Source organism: Streptomyces sp. NPDC015130 (genome assembly GCF_043080005.1).
Lineage (GTDB): Bacteria > Actinomycetota > Actinomycetes > Streptomycetales > Streptomycetaceae > Streptomyces.
Window position 1 is genome coordinate 24,333 of the sequence record NZ_JBIBVC010000003.1, and the last position, 17,413, is coordinate 41,745.

Genomic DNA, 17,413 nt, shown 5'->3' on the forward strand with positions numbered 1-17,413 from the left:
GACGGTGCTTCGCGCGGCGGGGCTCAGCCCGCGTACGGGTCGGGGGTGGTCCCCGGCCTGGCCAGGAACGCGAAGTCGCAGCCGGTGTCGGCCTGGGAGATCTGCTCCATGTAGAGCGCGCCGTAGCCGCGTTCGTACCGCACCGGAGGCGGTGTCCACGCGGCCTTCCGGCGGGCCAACTCCTCCTCCGTGACGTGCAGATGGAGTGAGCGCGCCGCGACGTCGAGAGTGATCGCATCGCCCGTGCGGACCAGGGCGAGGGGTCCGCCGACATGGGACTCGGGCGCCACGTGCAGCACACAGGCCCCGTAGCTCGTCCCGCTCATCCGGGCGTCGGAGATCCGGACCATGTCCTTCACCCCCTGCTCCAGGAGGTACGAGGGGATCGGCAGCATCCCGTACTCCGGCATGCCGGGACCGCCCTTGGGTCCCGCGCCGCGCAGCACGAGCACATGGTCCGCGGTGATGCCGAGCGCCGGGTCGTCGATGGTCCGCTGCATGGTCCGGTAGTCGTCGAAGACGACCGCGGGACCCGTGTGCTTCAGCAGCCGCGGCTCTGCCGCGATGTGCTTGATCACCGCCCCGTCCGGACAGAGGTTGCCCCGCAGCACGGCCACCCCGCCCTCGGCGGCCAGGGCCCCGGCCCGGTCCCGGATCACGTCCTCGTCGTGCACGAGCGCGCCGGCCAGCTGCTCGCGCAGGGTGGCGTGCGAGACCGTCGGCCGGTCCAGGTGCAGCACGTCCGTCAGCCGCGACAGGAAGCCCGGCATCCCGCCCGCGAAGTGGAAGTCCTCCATGAGGTACCGGCCGCCGGGACGCAGGTTCGCCAGGACCGGGACGGTCCGCGCGATCCGGTCGAAGTCGTCGAGCGTGAGCTTCACCCCGGAGCGCCCCGCCATCGCGATCAGGTGGATCACCGCGTTCGTCGAGCCGCCGAGCGCCAGGACGGCGGCGACCGCGTCCTCGTACGCCTCCCGGGTCAGCAGCCGCGACAGCCGCAGGTCCTGCCGTACGAGCTCGACGATCCGCAGCCCCGAGGCCGCCGCCATCCGGTCGTGGCCCGAGTCCACCGCAGGCACCGAGGAGGCGCCCGGCACGGTCACGCCCAGGGTCTCCGCGGCGGCGGTGAGCGTGGAGGCCGTCCCCATCGTCATGCAGTGGCCGGGGGAGCGGGCCAGGCCGCTCTCCAGCTCGGCCATCTCGCAGTCACCGATCCGGCCCGCCCGCTTCTCGTCCCAGTACTTCCACATGTCCGTGCCGGAGCCGAGGGTCTCGCCGCGCCAGTGCCCGGGCAGCATCGGCCCGGCCGGCACGAAGACGGCCGGCAGGTCGACGGAGGCGGCGCCCATCAGCAGCGCCGGGGTCGTCTTGTCGCAGCCGCCCATCAGGACCGCCCCGTCCACCGGATACGAGCGGAGCAGCTCCTCCGTCTCCAGGGCGAGGAGGTTGCGGTAGAGCATCGGCGTCGGCTTCTGGAACGTCTCCGAGAGGGTCGAGACCGGGAACTCCAGCGGGAAGCCGCCCGCCTGCCACACCCCTCGCTTCACGGCCTGCGCGCGGTCCCGGAGGTGGACGTGACAGGGGTTGATGTCGGACCACGTGTTGAGGATCGCGATCACCGGCTTGCCGAGGTGCTCCTCGGGCAGGTAGCCGAGCTGCCGTGTGCGGGCGCGGTGGCTGAACGAGCGCAGCCCGTCCGTGCCGTACCACTGGTGGCTGCGCAGCTCCTCGGGGCGCCGGGGGGTGCCGGGCTCGGGGTGCGGGGGGTCGCCGGGCTCGGGGCGTCGGGGGTCGCCGGGGGCGCTCATGACGGCCAGCCGGCGGCTATCGCGGCGACCTCGGCCCGCTCGCTCTCCGGGAGTTCCCGGCTCGGCGGGCGGATGTCGCGGCGGCACAGGCCGAGGGAGGCGAGGGCCTCCTTGACGACGGTCACGTTGTCCGCGCTGCCGTTCGCGGCCCGCAGCTCCTCGAAGCGGCGGATCCGCTCCCACACCTTCATCGCGGTCGGGTAGTCGCCCGCCCGCAGCGCGTGCAGCATCTCCAGGGAGAGCGCGGGGGAGACGTTGACGAGCCCGGAGGTGAAGCCGGTCGCGCCGCTCGCGAAGTACGAGGGGGCGTACGGCTCGGCCAGCCCCGCCACCCACACGAAGCGGTCGAGGCCCGCGTCCCGGGCGAAACCGGCGAACCGGGAGGCGTCCGGGACGGCGTACTTCACCCCGACGACGTTGGGGCAGGCCGCGCCGAGCTCGGCGAGCCGGGCACCGGAGAGGAGCGGGTTGCGGATGTACGGGACGACGCCGAGCTCCGGCACGGCCTCCGCGATGGCCCGGTGGTAGTCGACCCAGCCGCTCTCGGAGACGTACGGGTGGACGGGCTGGTGCACCATCAGCATGTGGGCCCCGGCGGCGCGGGCGTGCCGGGCGGCCTCGACGGCCGTCGGCACGTCGTGGCCGACGCCGACCAGGATCACGGCGCGGTCCCCGGCCTCCTCGACGGTCACCTCGGTGAGGGAGCGGCGCTCCTCGGGGGTGAGGGCGTAGAACTCGCCGGTGTTGCCGTTCGGCGTGAGGGTGCGGACGCCGCCGTCGAGCAGCCGGCGCAGCAGCGCGCGGAGGGCGACGGTGTCGACCGAGCCGTCCGCGGCGAACGGGGTGACGGGGATGGCCACGACGTCGGCGAGGGCGGCCCTGAGGGTCTCGAAGTCGACGGCGGGGGAGTGCTGTTCGTTCTCCGGCTCTTCGTTCACTGGCGGTTCGCTCACTCGTCGTTCAGGGCGGACTGGGGGAAGGCGCGCTCGACGAACGAGGCGATGTGGTCGTGCACGGCCCGGCCGGCTCCCTCGGCATCGCCCGCGGTGGCGAGTCGCAGGATCTCCTCGTGCTCCGAGGCCTCGCGCTCCCAGGAGGGAACGGCGGCCCAGGCGACGGTGGAGACCAGGGCGGCCTGGTCGCGGACCTCGTCGAGCATCCGGCCGAGCAGCGGATTGCCGCAGGGCAGGTAGAGCGCGCGGTGGAAGTCCCGGTTGGCGAGGGACCGTTCGGCCGGGTCCTCGGCCCCGGCGGCCCGGCGCAGTGCCTCGTGCGCCGCGTCGAGCGGGGCGGCGGAGGCGACGGCGCGGCGGACGGCCTCGGGCTCCAGGAGCAGGCGGACGTCGTAGACCGCGCGGGCCATGTCCGCGTCGACCATCCGGACCGTGACGCCCTTGTACTGGCTCATCACCACGAGCCCGCTGCCGGCGAGGGTCTTGAGCGCCTCGCGCACCGGGGTCTTCGACACCCCGAAGCGCGCGGCGAGTTCGGTCTCCACGAGCGCCTGGCCGGGTCTGAGCCCGCCGGTGAGGATGTCGTGCTTGATCGCCTCCAGGACGTACTGGGTGCGGGACGGGATGGGGCTGGGGGCGAAGGCCATGGAGCACTCTCAGATCTCGTGTATCGCGTCTCATATATGACGTACGAAGTGCAACGGGCATGAAGTTAGGGGGGCGTTGGTGTTTCGTCAATGCTTCGCACAGGGTTCGTGAAAGCGTTTTCTATCGTGCCGGGTCAGCGGCCTCGAAGGGCGGGCCCGCCACTCTGCTCTGCCGTACGGTGTACCTGTCTCGGGCCCGCGGGCATGGAGGTCGCCGGCTGACCTAAATGCGGCCTAGCGTGACGGCATGAGCGACGACACCCCCGCCACGCCCGCCTCACCCTCCCCCGCCCCCGTCCAGGCCGTCCCCGAGGGCTACACCACCGTCACGCCCTGGATCATCGGAGCCGACACCGCCGGTCTGATCGACTATCTGGAGCGGGCCTTCGGTGCCGAGGACCTGGGCCGGTTCGTCATGGAGGACGGCACCATCGGCCACGCCGAACTGCGGATCGGGAACGGCCGGATCATGGCCTTCGACAGCCCGCCCGGCTGGGCGCCGACCCCCGCGTTCGTCCGGCTCTACGTGGACGACGCCCGGGCCGTCCACCGGCGCGCGGTCGAGGCGGGCGGAACCTCCGTCACCGAGGTCACCCACCTCTTCTTCGGCGACCTCGTCGGCCGCGTCCGCGACCCGTTCGGCAACCTCTGGTGGATCCAGACCCACATCGAGGACGTCGACGACCAGGAGATGACCCGCCGCCTCACCGACCCGGCCTTCACGAAGGCCATGGAGTACGTCCAGGGGGCGCTGTACTCTCCGGGCCAGGACGACGGCGTCGTGTAGGCGAGGGGGCGGCCGTCAGCGGGCTCGTCGGGCGGGGGCCGTCGTACCTATGATCCGGCCATGACCACAGCAACGAACGCCACCCGCCCCTGTGCCTGCGGGAGTTACTCGTACCTGGTACTTCTCCACGAGACCCCGCACGGCGACAGGACCTGGGAGCCGAAGACGACCCGGTGCACCAGCACCACCCAGAGCACGTACGCCCAGGGTCACGACGCCAAGCTGCGGAAGTTCCTCGTCGAGGCGGGAGTGGCCGGGGTGCAGGTGCGCAAGGCCGAGGAGAAGGTCGTCGTCGAGCGGGACGCGGTGCGGATCGCCGACGACCTCGGCTGGGGGGACGACGTCCGCCAGGCCGTCGAGAAGGGGAGGCGCGGAGTCTGAGGCCCGCCCGGGCGGCGATCGTGACGGGTGCGGCCCGGCAACCTCAACCGAACCGTTCAGTATTGACAGTGAACTGATCGGTGTAGTTCAGTCCTCCCGAGGGCGGTGCGCGCCGCCGTCGCCATGACGAAGGAGGCGGAGCGATGTTCGCGATGGTGTACCGGTGGCGGCTGCGGCCGGGCAAGGAGCAGCTGCTCGTCGACGGCTGGCACCGGGTGACCGTGGCGATCCGTCAGGAGTGCGGAAGCTACGGTTCCAGGCTCCACAAGGCCGACGACGGCACCTGGGTGGCGTACGCGCGCTGGCCCGACCGGGAGACCCGGGAGAAGTGCGGGACCCCCGATCCGGAGGGCGAGGCGATGATGCGCGAGGCGATCCTCGAGTACTTCCCCGAGACCCGCCTCACCATCGTCGACGACCTCCTCGCCGAGCCCGAGCCCCTCGTCGTCGGCTGAGGCGCGGGGCAGCTCAGTCCGCGCGCCGGAGCATCGCGAGCCGGCTCGCCGTGCGGTCGAAGCCGCGCGTCGGGGGGTTCGGCCCTCGGAGAGGGAGGCCGGCGGGTCGGAGCCGATGAGGACCGGCCTGACGCCCCGGTCGCAGGCGACGTCCACGAGGTTCGCGAACCGCCGCCGTCCGTCCGCGGAGGCCTCGGCCGACGGGGGCACGCCGTCCAGGACCAGGGTGTCGAACCGTTCGGCGAGGGCCAGGTGGTCGGGACCCGCCGTCGCCGTCTCGCGCAGTGCGTCGAAGGCGAACCACACGAGTCCGCCGCGCACCGCGCGGGCCGGGAGCTCCCGCAGCCGGCCCGACCGGCCGGCGTCAGCCGTCGGTCACCAGGATGACCTCCAGGGTGCGCGGGCCGTGGACGCCCTCGACCCGGTCGAGCTCGATGTCGCTCGTCGCCGAGGGCCCGGAGATCCAGGTCAGCGGACGCCCCGGATCGAGCCGGGGGAGCGCCGACGGCACCGAGGCCACCACCTGCTCCGGCGCCAGGACCACGCAGACGTGCACGTCGGGAACGAGGGTGAGGGCGCGGCGCCCCTGCCCCGGACCGCCGTCGAGGACGATCGTGCCGGTCTCGGCGATCGCCAGCGCGCAGCCCGTCACCACCGCGTCGACGCCGTCCAGTTCGTACGGGGTGAGCCGGGGCCTGTCGGGCCGCCGGACGGCGTCCGTGGCGGCGAGCCACTCCTCGGGCAGCCCGGGCGGCACGGCGACGCTCCGGGCACCGCGCTCCGCGAGCCGCTCGGCGACCAGGGCGGCGAGGCCGCCGGGGGCGGTGCGGTGGACGTGGGCCCGGTAGTCGGCGAGGTTCTCGTGGAGCAGGCCGAGCACGGCCGCCGGGTCGTCCGCCGTGTGGCTCGTCCGGTAGTCGCGGGCGACGGCGGGCGCCTCGGGCGCGTCGGCGACGGCGGCGCGGACCCGGGCGAGGATCCGCTCGCGCGAGGAGACGGTGTCGGTCATGCGCGGTTCTTCCTCCACCAGTCGCGGAACGGTTCGGCGGGCAGCTCGGGCAGGTCCCGGTGGTCGGACCACTGACGCGCGCCGGGCCCCGGCAGGCGCTTCGGGTGGACCTCGCGGGTCGCGGACGCCAGCCGCTCCCCGGCGGCCAGTACGTGCGGACGGTCGAGGATCCAGGAGGCGGCCCTGATCGCGGCCTTCTCCAGACGGTGACCCTTCCCGCCCTGCCCGGCGACCCGCTCGCGCAGATGCACCAGGACCTCGGGGATGTCGATCGCGACCGGGCACACCTCGTAGCAGGCGCCGCACAGCGAGGAGGCGTACGGCAGCGAGGCGTCGATCTCGCTGACGGTTCCCCGGAGTTGAGGGGTCAGGACGGCGCCGATCGGCCCGGGGTAGACCGAACCGTACGCGTGGCCGCCGGCCCGCTCGTACACCGGGCAGACGTTGAGGCAGGCCGAGCAGCGGATGCAGCGCAGCGCCTGCCGGCCGACCTCGTCGGCGAGGGCGTCCGTACGGCCGTTGTCGAGGAGCACGAGATGGAAGGCGCTCGGCCCGTCCCCGTCCGTCGTACCGGTCCACATGCTGGTGTACGGGTTCATGCGCTCGGCCGTCGACGAGCGGGGCAGCGTCTGCAGGAACACCTCCAGGTCCCGCCAGGTCGGCACGACCTTCTCGATCCCGACGACGGAGATCAGGGTCTCGGGCAGCGTCAGGCACATGCGGCCGTTGCCCTCGGACTCGACGACGACGAGCGTGCCGGTCTCGGCGACCATGAAGTTCGCCCCGGAGATCCCGACCTTGGCCCGCAGGAACTTCTCCCGCAGGTGCAGCCGGGCCGCCTCCGCCAGCTCGGCCGGGGTGTCGCTCAGCCCCTCCGGCGCGGGGCGGCCCCAACTCCCCATCTTCTCGGCGAAGATGTCGCGGATCTCGCCGCGGTTGCGGTGGATGGCCGGGACGAGGATGTGCGAGGGGCGGTCCTCTCCGAGCTGCACGATGAGCTCCGCGAGGTCCGTCTCGTAGGCGGCGATGCCCTCGGACTCCAGGTGTTCGTTGAGCCCGATCTCCTGCGTGGCCATGGACTTGACCTTGACGACCTCCGTCTCGCCCGTCGCCCTGACGAGACCGGCGACGATCCGGTTGGCCTCCGCCGCGTCCGCCGCCCAGTGCACGGTGCCGCCGGCGGCCGTCACCGCCTCCTCCAACTGCACCAGATACCGGTCCAGATGACGGAGCGTCTCGTCCTTGATGCGCTTCCCGGCCTCCCGCAGCGCGGCCCAGTCGTCGAGCTCGGCGACCGCCCGCGCCCGCTTGTCCCGGATCGTGTGTGTCGCGTGCCGCAGGTTCGCCCGGAGCGTCGTGTCGTGGACGGCCTCGCGCGCCGCCTCCGGGAACGCCGGCATGCCGACGAAGACTCCGCTCATCGCCAGGGCTCCTCTTCCGTGCTCGCCAGGATCTCCGCCAGGTGCAGTGCCCGCAAAGGGTCCTCCCGCCGTCTCAGCATCCCGCCCAGGTGCAGCAGACAGGAGTTGTCCGCGCCGCACAGCACGGCCGCGCCCGTGGACTGCGCGTTCGTGATCTTGTCCGCACCCATGGCGGCCGACACGTCCGGGTTCTTCACCGCGAAGGTCCCGCCAAAACCGCAGCACTCCTCCGCCCCCGGCAGCTCCACGAGCTCCAGGCCCTTCACCGCCTCCAGGAGCCGCCGCGGCCGCTCCCCGAGCCCGAGCAGCCGGAGCCCGTGGCAGGACGGGTGGTACGTCACCCTGTGCGGGAAGTACGCGCCCACGTCCGTCACGCCGAGCACGTCCACCAGGAACTCCGTCAGCTCGTACACGCGCGGGCCGAGGCCCGCCGCATCCGCGCCGAAGGACGGGTAGTGGTGCCGCACCATCGCCGCGCAGGAACCGGACGGGACGACGACGTGCTCGTACCCCTCGAAGGCCCGGACCGTGCGCCGGACGAGCGGCCCGGTCTCCTCCCGGTAGCCGGTGTTGAACTGCGGCTGCCCGCAACAGGTCTGCGCTGCGGGGAAGTCGACCTCCACGCCGAGCCGTTCGAGGAGCCGGACCGTCGCCACGCCCGTCGAGGGGAAGACGGCGTCGTTGACGCAGGTGACGAAGAGGGCGACGCGCATCACGGGTTCCTCGGGACGGTTCGGTTCGGGCGGCGGCCGCGTCCCGGGCGGCGCGGCCGGCGGGATCCTTCCGCGGTACGCAGTGTCGCAGGGGCCGCGACGCCGCGACGAGCCGACGCGACGAGCCGACGCGACGAGGGCGGTTCGCCGACGGGAGCGCCGGCCCGCGCCTGCACGAGGACGCCGGCGACTCGCGCCGAGGTCCACCTGTTCCCCGGAGGCTCAGCGGACGCCGAGGAGGTGTTCCAGAGCGAGCTGGTCGAGGTGCTCGAAGGCCATCGACCGGGCGGCGGCGGCCTCCGCGTCGAAGGTCTCGTACGCCGTGGGGTCGGCGAGCAGCGCGGCGAGGCCGTCGGCGGCCGTGGGGACGGCGAGCTCGGGCAGCCGCGAGGCCGCCAGGGCCCCCTGGACGTCGGGGTCGGCGCGGAAGGCCGCCGCACGCTCCTCAAGGATCAGGTAGTTGCGCATGCAGTTCCGCGCCGACTCCCACACCCCGTCGAAGCCGTCCGTGCGCACCGGCTTGAAGTCGAAGTGGCGCGGCCCGGCGTACCCGGCGGTCTCCAGGAGGTCCACCAGCCAGAACGCCTGGCGCAGGTCGCCCGCCCCGAAGCGGAAGTCCTGGTCGTACTTGATGCCCGACTGACCGTTGAGGTCGATGTGGAAGAGCTTGCCCGCCCACAGGGCCTGCGCGATGCCGTGCGGGAAGTTGAGCCCGGCCATCTGCTCGTGCCCCGTCTCGGGGTTCACCCCGACGAGCTCCGGGCGCTCCAGGCGCTCGATGAAGGCGAGGGCGTGCCCGACGGTCGGCAGCAGGATGTCGCCGCGCGGTTCGTTCGGCTTGGGCTCGATCGCGAACCGCAGGTCGTAGCCCTGCTCGGTGACGTACTCGCCGAGGAGGTCGAAGGCCTCCTTCATCCGGTCGAGCGCGATCCGCACGTCCTTGGCGGCGCCGGACTCGGCGCCCTCCCGGCCGCCCCAGGCCACGTACACGCTCGCGCCGAGCTCGACGGCCAGGTCGATGTTGCGGAGGGTCTTGCGCAGCGCGAAGCGGCGCACGTCCCGGTCGTTGGCGGTGAAGGCGCCGTCCTTGAAGACGGGGTGGGTGAAGAGGTTGGTCGTCGCCATCGGGACCGCGAGCCCGGTCCGCTCCAGCGCGGCACGGAAACGCTTGACGGCGGTGTCGCGCTCGTTCTCCGAGGCGCCGAAGGGGATGAGGTCGTCGTCGTGGAAGGTGACGCCGTACGCGCCGAGGGCGGCGAGCCGCTCGACGGTCTCGACCGGGTCGAGGGCGGGGCGGGTGGCCTCGCCGAAGGGGTCGCGGCCCTGCCAGCCGACGGTCCAGAGGCCGAAGGTGAAGCGATCCTCGGGGGTGGGGGAGTAGAGCTTCGGCACGGTGTGTCCTTCCCTTGCTCTCGTGATTTGTTATCTGAGATAACTAATACGGGACGAGGGCGCCCCGACGCCAGACCCGGACCCGGATCCACATCCGGATCCGGACCGGACGACCCAGAGAGATGAGGTGAGGGCATGCGCACGCGTACGCGCACCGGCCGCTCCGTCGTGATCGGCGTGGACAGCTCGACGCAGTCCACCAAGGCCGCCGCCGTCGACGCCGCGACGGGCGAGCTCCTCGCCGTCGGTCGCGCCCCGCACACCGTCACCGGCACGGGCGGCGCGCGGGAGAGCGATCCCGGCGAGTGGTGGACCGCCCTCGTCACGGCCGTCCGCGCGGCCGTACGGGACGCGGGCGTCCCGGCCGCCACCGTCACCGGCATCGCGGTCGCCGGACAGCAGCACGGCCTCGTCGCCCTCGGCCCCGACGGCCGGCCCCTGAGGCCGGCGCTGCTGTGGAACGACACCCGCTCCGCCCCGGAGGCCGCCGCCCTCGCCGCCGCGCTGGGCGGCCCGGAGTCCTGGCTGGAGCGCACCGGTTCGGTGCCGGTGGCCGCCGTGACCGCCGCGAAGTGGCAGTGGCTGCGCGCCCACGAACCTGCGCACGCCGCCGCGACGACCGCGGTCCGCCTCCCGCACGACCACCTCACCGAACGTCTCACGGGCCACGCGGTCACGGACCCCGGGGACGCGTCGGGGACGTGCTGGTACGGAGCCGGGGCGGGAGCGGGCGGGGGAGCGGGTACGGAAGAAGGCGCTGGAGCGGGTGTGGAGGCGGGATCCGCCACGGAGGCGGGGGCGGGTACGGAGGCAGGGCCGGGTACGGGTACGGGAGCGGTACGCGGTGGCGGCTACGACCCCGAGATCCTGGACCTCCTCGGCCTCGACCCCGCCCTCCTGCCCGATGTCGCCCCCTCCGGCGCCACCCGCGTCGGGACCCTCACCGCGGCCGCCGCGGAGGCCCTCGGGCTGCCGCGTACGGTCGTCGTCGCCGCCGGCACCGGCGACAACATGGCCGCGGCCGTCGGCCTGGGGCTCGGCGGCGCGGGCCTGCTCGACCACCCGGTCGTCAGCCTCGGCACCTCCGGCACGGTCTTCGCCGCGACCCGGACCCGGCCGGCCGCCCCCGGGCTCGCCGGCTTCGCCGCCACCGACGGCACGTACCTCCCGCTCGGCTGCACCCTCAACTGCACGCTCGCCGTCGACCGGTTCGCCGCCCTCCTCGGCCTCGACCGCGAGGACACGGCGCCGGGCGGTGACGCGGGGGTCGTGGTCCTGCCGTACCTGGACGGCGAACGCACCCCGGACCTGCCGCACGCCGCCGGGCTCGTCACCGGCCTGCGCCACACCACCGACCCGCGTGCGGTCCTCGGCGCCGCCTACGAGGGCGCGGCCTTCACCGTCCTGCGGGCCCTCGACGGACTCCTCGCCGCCTGCGGCCTCGACCTGACGGACCCCGCCGTACGGGACCGTCCGCTGCGCCTGATCGGGGGCGGCGCGCGCGGCAGGGCGTGGACCGACACCGTACGCAGGCTCTCCGGGCGCCCCCTGGTCGTCCCCGCCGCGGAGGAACTCGTCGCCCTCGGGGCGGCGGCCCTCGCCGCGGCCGCCGTCACCGGCGAGGACCCCGTGACCCTGGCCCGGTCCTGGGGCACGGGCGAGGGCGAACTCCTGCCACCACTCGCGCGCTCGACGGAGACGTGGGACCGGATCGCCGGAGTCCTCACGGCGGCGAGCCCGGAACTCCTGAGCTGAACCACGTTCCCTTCCCCGGAGATGACCAGGGCGGTTACCGTGGCGGAACGACGGGGGACGACGGGGGACGACGGGGGGAGTCGCCATGACTGCTGTACTGATCCTTTTCGGGGTGCTCGGCGGTGTCGGCGTGCTGATGACGGTCACGCTGATGCGGCGGGGCAGCAGCCGCACCGAGACGGCCGAGGGCATGCTCGCGGAGCAGGAGGCGCTGCGCCAGGCCCAGCACGACCGGGCGTCCTTCGGCTCCTCGGCCGTCCACAACTCCGTACCGACGGCGAGCGACACGTACAGCCGCCGCGGCCGCCCCTGACCCGGCGGAAGGCCCGGCTCCGGCAACGGGCCCGGGCGGGTGACGACCGGCTCCGGAGCCCGCTCCGTACACTGCGGGCATGGCATGCCGCATCAGTGAACTGATCGTCGACTGCGCGGACCCGGCCCGGCTGGCCGCGTTCTGGAGCGAGGTCCTCGGCTACGTCGAACTCGGCCGGGAGGACGACGGAAGCATCGAGATCGGGCCGCCCGACGCAGGCTTCGGCGGCCCGCAGCCCACGCTGGTCCTCAGCCCGAGCAGCGACCCGCGGCCCGGGAAGCTCCGCCTGCACATCGACGTCAGCCCCACCGACCGCGACCAGGACGCCGAGCTCGCGCGCCTGCTCGCGCTCGGCGCCAGTCCCGCCGACGTCGGCCAGGACGGGACCGAGAACTGGCACGTCCTGGCCGACCCGGAGGGCAACGAGTTCTGCCTCCTGCACGCCCGGATCCCGTCCGTCTGACCGCCTCGGGCGCGCTGTGCACACTTGATCGACTCCCCTCGGACCTGCATGATCGTCTGGCTCCGGCACGACCGCGACCGGACGTGACACACCTTCCAGAACGGGGATTCCACACATGCGCGTCAAAGCCTTCGACCACCTGGTACTGAACGTGACCGACGTCGACAGGGCGCTCGACTTCTACACCGGAGCCCTGGGCCTCGCTCCCGAGCGGGTCGAGGAGTGGCGGGCCGGCAAGGTCTCCTTCCCGTCCGTGCGCATCGACGAGAGCACGGTCATCGACCTCTTCTCGCGTCCGCGGGGCGAGTCCAACGTCGACCACATCTGCCTGGTCGTGGACCCCCTGGACTGGCAGGAGGTCATAGACTCCGGGACGTTCGACGTCCTGGAGGGCCCCGTCCCGCGCTGGGGCGCGCGCGGTTCGGCCCAGTCGGTCTACGTGAAGGACCCGGACGGCAACACCGTCGAGCTGCGCTGGTACCCGCAGGACGTCGAGGCCTGACGATCCGGCACGACCGGAACCGGGGCGCGCAGGGGTGACACCCCGCAGGGGGTGCGCCTACGCGTCCCGGTACCGGTCCCGCACCTCGGTGCGGCTCCGGAAACCGGCCGACTCGTAGGCGGCGACGGCGCCGGTGTTCGCGCTGGGGGTGCAGACGAGCGCGCTCGACGCGCCCAGCTCCCGGAGCGCCGCCGCCGCGGCGAGGCTGATCGCCCTCCCGTACCCGCGCCGCCGGTGCGCCCGGTGGACGCCCATCGGTTCGAGCACGCCGGGCCTGCCGGGACCGGCCGACCACACCGTCACGGCCGCGACCGCCTCGCCCTCCTCGTCGTACGCGAGGAGGCACCGGGCGTCGGTGAACGGCAGTCCGGCGGCCATCGCGTGCCAGCGGCCGTCCGAGAACGTCGATCCGTCGAACGCCGCCCGGATGACGGCGGCGTACACGTGCGCGTCCCCCGGCCCGGCCACCTCGATCCGTACGCCCGGGATCCCCGCGTCGGCCACCGGCTCGGTCAGGTCGCGGCGCAGAGGCGTCCAGGGCTCGTCCGTGCCCCAGCCGCACTCCGCCAGCAGGTCCTGGAGCAGGGCGTCCCCCGGCGCCTCGATGCTCGCCTTACCCGCGGGCAGGACGCCGCGCTCCGGCCCGGTCACGTCGTCCGCCAGGCGGCGCGCCAGCTCCTCGTCCCGTCGGACGTCCGGCGCGGTCGTCAGGCGCAGCAGCCCGGGGCCGTCCAGCAGTCCGACCGCGAGGATCCTTCCGTCGCGGCTCCACGTCCTGACCGCCGCGGCGGTAGCCGCTCCGCCCGACCGCCAGAACCAGCCCACGTCCCCCGGATGCAGCTGGGACGGCGCACCGTCCTCCTGCCACTCCCGCAGCGCGCCCACCGCCCGCCCCAGCCCGTCGACTTCCGGTGTGCTCAGTACGATCGCCATGCCCCGATCACACCGCACGGCGCCCGCCGTGCGCACCCGGATTTCCGCGGGGCGGCGCCTGCGGGCGGGCCCGCGCTGCGTCCGAACGGCGTCAGGTGTCTGCCCCGCACGGGCGCGACCGGACCCGCGCGCGGAGTGTTCCGGCGGGCGCCGCCGGACTTCCGGACATAGTGCCGCCCATGACACGAACCCCCTTCCGTTCCCTGACGCGGCCACGTACGCGTCCCCGGGCGGGCGTCCGCACGTCCCTCCTCTGCGCCGCGCTCCTCGCCGTCACCGTCCAGACGGCCGCCCTGACCGTCCCGGCGACCGCCGTCACGGCCCCGGCGACCGCCGTGACCGCCCCGGCGGCCGCCGGAGACGGCGGGCGGGACTGCGTACGGACCGAGGATCCCCGCGACGACCGGGCCCGCCGCATCCTGGCCATCACCCGCAAGGCCAAGAAGGACCTCCGTCTGAACGCCGTGCAGCTGCGGGTCACCGTCGACGGGCACGAGGTCGTCACCGACGCGCTGGGCGAGTCCATGACCGGGGTCCCGGCCGAGCCGGACATGCACTTCCGTGCCGGCTCCGTCGCCTTCGCCCACATCGGTACGGCCCTGCTCCGGCTGGTCGAGGAGCGGAAAGTCCGCCTCGACGACACCGTGGAGCGCTGGCTGCCCGATCTGCCCAAGGCCGACAGGATCACCCTGCGGATGCTGGCCAGCAACACCACCGGCCTCCACGACTACGTCACCGACCCGGCCTTCGGCGCCGAGCTGGAGGCCCATCCCTTCCGCGCGTGGACCCCGAAGGAGCTGGTGAGTTACCCCCTCCGGCACTCCTTCTGGTATGAGCCGGGCGCCAGTTGGAGCTACTCCCACGCCAACTACGTGCTGCTGATCGCCGCCTTGGAGAAGATCACCGGCGTCCGGATCGACAGGCTGGTGCGGGAGAAGGTCACCGGTCCCCTCGGACTGCGGAACACACGGAACAACTTCACGCCCGACATCCCGCGCCCCGTCCTGCACGCCTTCACCTCGGACCGCGGCCTCTACGAGGAGTCCACCTTCTGGAACCCGTCGTGGACCACCGCGCCCGGCGCCGTCATCACCACCCACATCTGCGACCTCGCGCGCTCGGCCCAGGCCATCGGCAGCGGCGAACTCCTCTCGCCGCGCTCCTACCGCACCCTGCTCGACCCGGGCACGGTCGGCCTCGGCGGCGCGACCAAGACGTGCCCCGCCTCGATCTGCCTGAAGCAGACCGAGGCCAAGCACTTCGGCTTCGGCGTCATCGTGATCAACGGCTGGGTGATCCAGAACCCGTCCTTCTCGGGGTACGCGGCCATCCAGGCGTACCTCCCGTCGGAACGCCTCGCCATCGCGGTCTCCGCCACGAAGACCGCGACCACCCCCGAAGGCAACATGGCCCAGGAGGTCGCCAAGCGGATCGCGGCGGAACTCGCGCCGGGCACGCCGCTGGACATCGGCTGACGCGGCGGCGGCCGGCGGGCCCGCGCGCGTCGGCCCCCGGCCGCCCCAGGGGGACCAGTAACAGAAGAAGGTTCGGTCACCGAACTGTTTTCTGGTGAGCGAAAGGGGCGACTAGGCTCTCGCTCACCATGAACCAGCCCACGGAACCCAAGGCCGACAAGTCGGGCGTGCGCCGGCACAACCTGAGCCTCGTCCTGCGGACCGTCCACGAGGCGGGCGAGACGACCAGGGCCGCCGTCGCCGCCCGCGTCGGACTCACCCGGCCGGCCGTCTCCTCCCTCGTCGAGCAGCTCCTCGACCTCGGCTTCCTCGTCGAGTCGGGCAAGACGTTCAGCGGACAGGCGGGCCGGCCGGGCACCGTGCTGAAACCGGCGGACACCGGACCCGCGGGACTGGGCGTCGAAGTCAACATCGACTACGTGTCGGTCTGCGTCGCCGACCTCACGGGCACCGACCGGGTCCGGCGCACCGAACGCCTCGACAACCGTGCGGCCGGTGCGGCCGAGGTCCTGGACCGGGCCGCCCGCATCGCGGCGGACACCCTCGACGAGGCGGCCGGACTGGGGCTGGTCCCGGCCGGCGCCGGACTCGCACTGCCGGGACTCGTCACCGGCGGGACCGTCCGGCAGGCGCCCAACCTCGGCTGGAACGAGGTCGCCGCCGAGCGCCTCTTCGGCGAGGCCCTCGCCGCGCGTCGCCCCGGCACGGGCGGCCCCGCGGGCCTGGCCCTGACCTCCGACAACGAGGCCAACATGGCGGCCCTCGCCGAGCTGTGGTTCGGCGCGCTCGGCGACCTCCGGACCTTCCTGTACCTGACCGGCGAGATCGGCGTCGGCGGAGCGATCGTCGTCCGCGGGGAACTCCTGCGCGGCGCGCACGGCTTCGCCGGCGAGATCGGCCACCTGACCGTCGACGCGGAGGGTCCCCGCTGCCGCTGCGGATCGCGCGGCTGCCTGGAGCGGTACGCGGGTCAGGCGGCGCTCCTGCGGGCGGCCGCCGCCCCCGACGTCACGGAGCTCGTACGCCGTGCCGAGTCGGAGGAGCCGGTCGCACTTGACGCGCTCGCCGAGGCGGGCCGCATGCTCGGCCGTGCCCTGTCGGGCGCCGTGAACCTCCTGGACCCCGAGGCCGTCGTCCTCGGCGGCATCTACCCGCTCCTCATGCCCTGGCTCGCCCCCGCCGTCGCCGAGGAGCTCGCCGCCCACGTCGTCTCCGGCCTCTGGCCCCCGGACGCGGCCCGCCTCCGCGCCGCCTCGCCGACGTCCGACGCGGCCAGGGGTGCGGCGGCCCTCGTCCTCCACGACGTCCTGACGGACCCGCTCGCCTACGCCACACCGGTCGCCTGACGCGCCTCCGGCAGGCGGCCGACGGCCGACGGCCACCGACCGTGGTCACGGCGGCAGGGGCGCCGGCGGCCGGTCTCGGACCCGGCGGTCAGGCCTCGGTGCCGGACCCGGCGGTCAGGCCTCGGTCCCGGACCCGGCGGCGGCCTCGGGCAGGTCGACGAACGGCCGGGTCAGATGGGCCGTCGCCAGTACCGCTCCGCGTTCGACGGCCCGCGCGAGCAGCTTCTCGCGGGAGGCCCGCGCCGTCTCCGGGTCGCGCTCGTGCGCGTACGCGACGCCCGGGGCGGCGAGCTGCACCGCATGGACGAGCAGGTCTCCGGTGACCAGGACGTCCCGGCCGTCCGCCCGCTCGACGAGGACCGACTGGTGACCGGGGGTGTGCCCCGGCGTGGGCAGCAGGGTGACACCGGGCCGGAGCCGGTGCGCGCCGTCGACCTCGTGCAACCGACCGGCGGCCCGCAGCGGTTCCACGACCCAGGACCACACCGGGTCGCTCCGGTCGAGGGCGGCGGTCTCCGCGCTCTGGACGGCGTACCGGGCATCCGGGAAGAAGGGCCGGCCCGCGGCGTCGGCGGCCCAGCCCGTGTGGTCCTCGTGCAGGTGCGTCAGGACCACCGTGTGGACGTCGCCCCGGTCGATCCCGGCTTCCGTCAGCAGGTCCGGCAGCCGGCCCGGGACGGGACACCAGGGCGCTCCCGGTCCCTCGGCGGGGCCCACGCCGGCGTCGATCAGGGTCCAGCCCCCACCGCCCGGGTCGGCTACCGCGAAGCAGCGGAAGTCCAGCCGCCAGGCCCCGTCGGGCCCGACCGAGCCCGGGTCCAGGGCTGCGGCCGCCGCCCAGTCGGCGGGGGTCGCGCCCGGGAACGCGTCCCGCGCCGACTTGAAGAACAGCCCCGTGGCGTCGAGCAGGGCGGTCACCGCCCCCTGCCGCGTCTCGTCCGCCCGCTCCCGCTGCCGTGCCGTTCCCGGCCCGACCGTTCCCCCGTTGTCCGTCATGGCGCCGACTCTGCCAGCCCAAGGTCCGGCCCGCCCGGGGATTCGGCCGATCTCCCGGCCCGTG

Annotated in this window: 18 protein-coding genes and 1 pseudogene; 9 read left to right on the forward strand and 10 right to left on the reverse strand. The window is 73.8% G+C overall.

What is annotated here, in order from left to right; all coding sequences use genetic code 11:
- Positions 1–23 precede the first annotated feature (23 nt).
- Genes araD through ACF08F_RS06440 form a run of 3 tightly spaced genes read right to left on the reverse strand, consistent with a single transcriptional unit; the run spans position 24 to position 3,408 of the window.
- The gene (gene araD, locus ACF08F_RS06430; protein ID WP_392297355.1) at positions 24–1,808 is read right to left on the reverse strand and encodes an L-arabinonate dehydratase; all 1,785 of its coding nucleotides are present in this window, start codon (positions 1,806–1,808) and stop codon (positions 24–26) included.
- A complete protein-coding gene (locus ACF08F_RS06435; RefSeq protein WP_392297356.1) occupies positions 1,805–2,746 on the reverse strand; it encodes a dihydrodipicolinate synthase family protein in 942 nt (313 codons plus the stop codon). The genes araD and ACF08F_RS06435 overlap by 4 nt, the downstream gene beginning before the upstream one ends.
- 11 nt (positions 2,747–2,757) lie before the next feature.
- Entirely contained in the window at positions 2,758–3,408 is a 651-nt protein-coding gene (locus tag ACF08F_RS06440) for a GntR family transcriptional regulator (RefSeq protein WP_392297357.1), read from the reverse strand.
- 247 nt (positions 3,409–3,655) lie between these two features.
- Here ACF08F_RS06440 and ACF08F_RS06445 point away from each other — a divergent pair, with 247 nt between their 5' ends.
- From ACF08F_RS06445 to ACF08F_RS06455, 3 genes are all read left to right on the forward strand, one after another.
- Complete coding sequence (locus ACF08F_RS06445) at positions 3,656–4,195, forward strand: VOC family protein (protein WP_392297358.1); 540 nt, start codon at positions 3,656–3,658, stop codon at positions 4,193–4,195.
- A 60-nt stretch (positions 4,196–4,255) separates the two neighbouring features.
- Positions 4,256–4,576: a hypothetical protein gene (locus tag ACF08F_RS06450; protein ID WP_392297359.1), complete on the forward strand. Its 321-nt coding sequence runs from the start codon at positions 4,256–4,258 to the stop codon at positions 4,574–4,576.
- Positions 4,577–4,719: 143 nt separating this feature from the next.
- Positions 4,720–5,031 (forward strand): hypothetical protein, encoded by a 312-nt coding sequence (locus ACF08F_RS06455; protein ID WP_392297360.1) that lies wholly within the window; start codon positions 4,720–4,722, stop codon positions 5,029–5,031.
- Between the two features lie 144 nt (positions 5,032–5,175).
- Here the strand turns inward: ACF08F_RS06455 and zapE are convergent.
- From zapE to xylA, 5 genes and pseudogenes are all read right to left on the reverse strand, one after another.
- Positions 5,176–5,352: pseudogene (zapE, locus tag ACF08F_RS06460) on the reverse strand (AFG1/ZapE family ATPase); the annotation flags it as partial.
- 43 nt (positions 5,353–5,395) lie between these two features.
- Positions 5,396–6,040 (reverse strand): lactate utilization protein C, encoded by a 645-nt coding sequence (locus ACF08F_RS06465; RefSeq protein ID WP_392297361.1) that lies wholly within the window; start codon positions 6,038–6,040, stop codon positions 5,396–5,398.
- A complete protein-coding gene (locus tag ACF08F_RS06470; RefSeq protein ID WP_392297362.1) occupies positions 6,037–7,461 on the reverse strand; it encodes a lactate utilization protein B in 1,425 nt (474 codons plus the stop codon). Before ACF08F_RS06470 ends, ACF08F_RS06465 begins: the two co-directional genes overlap by 4 nt.
- A complete protein-coding gene (locus ACF08F_RS06475; RefSeq protein ID WP_392297363.1) occupies positions 7,458–8,174 on the reverse strand; it encodes a (Fe-S)-binding protein in 717 nt (238 codons plus the stop codon). The genes ACF08F_RS06470 and ACF08F_RS06475 overlap by 4 nt, the downstream gene beginning before the upstream one ends.
- Positions 8,175–8,396: 222 nt before the next feature.
- Positions 8,397–9,566 carry a xylose isomerase gene (gene xylA / locus ACF08F_RS06480; RefSeq protein ID WP_392297364.1) on the reverse strand — a complete coding sequence of 390 codons (1,170 nt, stop codon included), beginning with the start codon at positions 9,564–9,566 and terminating at the stop codon, positions 8,397–8,399.
- Between the two features lie 135 nt (positions 9,567–9,701).
- Between xylA and ACF08F_RS06485 the strand changes: the two genes are divergently transcribed.
- The 4 genes from ACF08F_RS06485 (at position 9,702) to ACF08F_RS06500 (ending at position 12,599) form a co-directional block, all read left to right on the forward strand.
- Positions 9,702–11,321 (forward strand): FGGY family carbohydrate kinase, encoded by a 1,620-nt coding sequence (locus ACF08F_RS06485; protein WP_392297365.1) that lies wholly within the window; start codon positions 9,702–9,704, stop codon positions 11,319–11,321.
- Between the two features lie 85 nt (positions 11,322–11,406).
- On the forward strand, positions 11,407–11,634 hold the full coding sequence (locus tag ACF08F_RS06490; protein ID WP_392297366.1) for a hypothetical protein: 228 nt from the start codon (positions 11,407–11,409) through the stop codon (positions 11,632–11,634).
- Positions 11,635–11,713: 79 nt separating this feature from the next.
- The gene (locus ACF08F_RS06495) at positions 11,714–12,097 is read left to right on the forward strand and encodes a VOC family protein (RefSeq protein ID WP_392297367.1); all 384 of its coding nucleotides are present in this window, start codon (positions 11,714–11,716) and stop codon (positions 12,095–12,097) included.
- Positions 12,098–12,212: 115 nt separating this feature from the next.
- On the forward strand, positions 12,213–12,599 hold the full coding sequence (locus tag ACF08F_RS06500) for a VOC family protein (protein WP_392297368.1): 387 nt from the start codon (positions 12,213–12,215) through the stop codon (positions 12,597–12,599).
- 57 nt (positions 12,600–12,656) lie between these two features.
- On the opposite strand, the gene ACF08F_RS06505 is transcribed toward ACF08F_RS06500, so the two are convergent.
- Complete coding sequence (locus ACF08F_RS06505) at positions 12,657–13,532, reverse strand: GNAT family N-acetyltransferase (RefSeq protein WP_392297369.1); 876 nt, start codon at positions 13,530–13,532, stop codon at positions 12,657–12,659.
- Positions 13,533–13,711: 179 nt separating this feature from the next.
- Here ACF08F_RS06505 and ACF08F_RS06510 point away from each other — a divergent pair, with 179 nt between their 5' ends.
- Together ACF08F_RS06510 and ACF08F_RS06515 are read left to right on the forward strand one after the other, a co-directional pair.
- On the forward strand, positions 13,712–15,007 hold the full coding sequence (locus ACF08F_RS06510) for a serine hydrolase domain-containing protein (RefSeq protein WP_392297370.1): 1,296 nt from the start codon (positions 13,712–13,714) through the stop codon (positions 15,005–15,007).
- Positions 15,008–15,135: 128 nt separating this feature from the next.
- Positions 15,136–16,353 carry an ROK family protein gene (locus ACF08F_RS06515; protein WP_392297371.1) on the forward strand — a complete coding sequence of 406 codons (1,218 nt, stop codon included), beginning with the start codon at positions 15,136–15,138 and terminating at the stop codon, positions 16,351–16,353.
- A 114-nt stretch (positions 16,354–16,467) separates the two neighbouring features.
- On the opposite strand, the gene ACF08F_RS06520 is transcribed toward ACF08F_RS06515, so the two are convergent.
- Positions 16,468–17,271 carry an MBL fold metallo-hydrolase gene (locus tag ACF08F_RS06520; protein WP_392297751.1) on the reverse strand — a complete coding sequence of 268 codons (804 nt, stop codon included), beginning with the start codon at positions 17,269–17,271 and terminating at the stop codon, positions 16,468–16,470.
- Positions 17,272–17,413 lie beyond the last annotated feature (142 nt).